The sequence below is a fragment of the Streptomyces sp. NPDC005195 genome, assembly GCF_040608315.1.
In the GTDB taxonomy this organism is placed as follows: Bacteria; Actinomycetota; Actinomycetes; order Streptomycetales; family Streptomycetaceae; genus Streptomyces; species Streptomyces kaempferi.
The window spans coordinates 1-2,867 of sequence record NZ_JBEXHZ010000219.1 but is presented as its reverse complement, the minus strand read 5'-3'; the positions used below and the strand labels follow the sequence as shown (position 1 = coordinate 2,867).

Here is a 2,867-nt window from a genome sequence, read left to right as displayed (position 1 = left end):
CTCCCGCAGGCGTCCCCCGCCCCCGCCCCTGCCTTGACGGTCGGCTCGGACGGCGCCCCACCGCCCGTCGAGCCGCCTGTCCCGCCGGTCCCGGCCGGCGCCGAGGAGGCCGAGGAGGCCGAGTCCAGCGCCGACTGGGACATGGCCGGGGCGTCCTTCGTTCCCCTGCTGTGGACCGTCCCCACGGAGAACGAGCCCGAGGTCACTGTGGCGGGCCGGGCACGGGAGGCAGCGGCCGCCTGGGGCGCGGGGAGCGACCCCGCGGCCACGGTGGCAGGCCCGGACCTGAATCCAGCAGGCCCCGCGTGGGCGACCTGGCAGCCGGTCCACACTTCCGCGACCAGTGCGGGGGCATCCCCTCCCCACGCCGTCGAGCTCGCCTGCGGAGTCGCCACGCCCGAGCAGGAACAGGCGTTCGCCGACGAGGAGGCGAGCCCGGCGGGGCAGGAGCGGGCGGACACCAAGGCCGCGAAGCCTCCTGGCATCCCCGACCTGCTCGTCCAGGAGCCGAACGCCTGGGGCGCACCGGCGTCCCAGGGGCCCGACGCACTCGCCTGACACCGCGCCGGAACCCTTCCGGCAGCACCGAACAGCACTGACACCACACCTATGAGGTCCGCTCCGCCAGGGGTGGCCCGGGCGACCCGAGGAGGGGCACATGAGCTCTCCGTACGACCAGGAGATCGACGACCTGCTGGCGCTGTACCAGCGCCGGCGTGCGGAGGCGGCCGAGACCCGGCGCAGGATCAACGAGGTCACGGGCACCGCCACCGCCCCACGGCAGACCGTCAAGGCGACCGTAAGTTCCCAGGGCGACGTCACCGCCATCGAGTTCCCCTCCGGTGCCTATCACCGGCTGGCGCCCAAGGAGCTCTCCGAGATCCTGCTCACCACCATCCGACAAGCCCGGGCCAAGGCAATGGAACAGGTGGCCGAGCTGACCTCGCTCGCCCTCCCGCCAGGGGTCGGCGCCGCCGACCTGCTCCAGGGCCGGGTCGACCCGACCGCGCTGCTGCCCGAGCAGCCGGGAGGTCCCGACCTGGTGCACGAGTACCTCGAACACGGGGTGCCGGAGCGCGCCCGTGCCGTCCGGCAGAGCGACGCGGGGGGCTCGGGTGTCTGAGGAGTTCTCGGTGGACACCTACGGTCTCCACCAGCAGTCGCCGTACATGCAGCATCTGGCGGCACGCTTCAAAGGTCTGAGCGCCGACCTGCAGGCACGGCTGGACGGGCTCGGCGACTGCTGGGGCGACGACCCCACCGGAAAACAGTTCGTCAGCGAATACGCCGACCCCCGGGACGGGCTCGTCCAGGGGATCGGCGAATTCGGCCTGGTGATGGACAGCACCGTCGACGGCATCACGACGATGGCCGTCAAGTTCGAGCGGCTGGAGGACGAGAACTTCCACTCCCTCCGCAACCTCGGTCCCGGTGGCGACGGCCCGCACATCTCCGGCCCCGAAGGAAGGCCCGGCAGGAAATGAGCATCAACGTGCCGCCCGAGCTGGCCTGGGTCTCGCTCATAGCGGCGGGCCAGGATTGGCCTCGGGGTGACGAGGACAAGCTCCGGACGCTCGGCGACATCTGGGACGAGACCGCCGGCCATCTGATCTCGATGGCCGGCGAGATCGGTCCGGGGACCCAGGGTGTACTGGACAGTCTGGGCGGCGCGGTGGCCATGCAGTTCACGACGTTCACCAGCGCCATCGAGTCCCATCTCCCGCAGATGGCGGACGCGGCGGGAGAGCTGGGCGCCTACAGCCGGGAGACCGCCGTCCAGGTCGAGTACGCCAAGTACATGATTCTGCTCCAACTCGCCTGGCTGGCCTACGAGATCATCCAGTTCTCGATCTCCGCTCCGGAGGCGATCCCGCCGGCGATCGCCGGGGCCCGGGCGATCGTGAAGATGATCCTGCAGCGCCTGCTCAAGTCGGTCGCGAGCGGCATCGCGTTCAACGTCGGTATGGACGTGCTGGTTCAGACCATTCAGCTGCTCAAGGGCGACCGGACGCACTGGGACACCAAGAACACGCTGGGGGCCCTGGAGAGCGGTGCCATCGGCGGAGCCGTCGGCGGCTTGATCGGCGGCGCGGGCCACGCGCTGGCCCCGAAGTTCACCGGCAGCCTGCTCGGCAAGTTGACGGTCGGCGGGGCGTCCGGCCTGGCCGGCACCGTCGTGACCAACATCGTCCTTGGCGGCGACACCGACTTCGGCGCCGCACTGAGCTCAGGCGTGATCGGCGGTCTGGGGGGACACGGGGCTTCCCGCCCCGACGAACCCGAGGGCGGCAAGGGTGAGGCCGACCTGCACCTGCCCGACGTGCACGTGCCGTCGTTCGACGAACTCGGCAAACCACCAAGCGTCGACTTCGGCGCGCACATCGGCGACGGCGTCGGCCGTGAGCTCGGCTACGAGCTCGAACGCCCGTCCACCACCGAACTCGGTGACGACACCACCAGGTCCACCGACCAGAACGGCACGGTCGGCAGCGACGGGAGCCGCGGCACAGGTTCGGTCGACGAGCAGCATGGCGGCGTCCCGGCCGGTGAGCAGAGCTCCGGCACCACCGGCGAGGAGTCGTCGCACAGCGATGGCGCGCCGGACACGGCGACTCACTCCGCGCCGACGGCGACCGGACGACCGTCCGAACTGCCCGGCTTCGAGTCCTCTCCGACCACCCTCGCTGGAACCGACGGTGGGCCCGTCACGGAGAACGAGGGCCTCGGCAGCCGGTCCACCGGCGCACCGGCAGCCGCCGGATCCGGTACCACCGCCCGCCCGGCCGCACCAGGACAAGGAGCCCCTGCCACCGGCCCCACCGCCACCCGCCCGGGCTCGACCGTGACCGGGGCGGCGCGCCCGTCGG

3 protein-coding genes and 1 pseudogene are annotated in these 2,867 nt (G+C 71.8%); all 4 read left to right on the top strand.

The window, feature by feature from the left end; all coding sequences use genetic code 11:
* Positions 1-558 (top strand): annotated as a pseudogene (locus ABZV34_RS38170) (hypothetical protein); the annotation flags it as partial.
* Positions 559-658: 100 nt separating this feature from the next.
* Positions 659-1,123, top strand: a complete 465-nt coding sequence (locus tag ABZV34_RS38165; RefSeq protein ID WP_356287510.1) for a YbaB/EbfC family nucleoid-associated protein — start codon at positions 659-661, stop codon at positions 1,121-1,123.
* 10 nt (positions 1,124-1,133) lie between these two features.
* On the top strand, positions 1,134-1,484 hold the full coding sequence (locus tag ABZV34_RS38160; protein WP_356287507.1) for a hypothetical protein: 351 nt from the start codon (positions 1,134-1,136) through the stop codon (positions 1,482-1,484).
* Positions 1,481-2,867 (top strand): hypothetical protein (locus ABZV34_RS38155; protein WP_356287504.1); only part of this gene is annotated, 1,387 nt, incomplete at its 3' end. The genes ABZV34_RS38160 and ABZV34_RS38155, both read left to right, overlap by 4 nt.

Excerpts from the sequence above, each read along its gene's own strand:
- ABZV34_RS38165 (WP_356287510.1), top strand. The coding sequence starts at position 659 with ATGAGCTCTCCGTACGACCAGGAGATCGACGACCTGCTGGCGCTGTAC.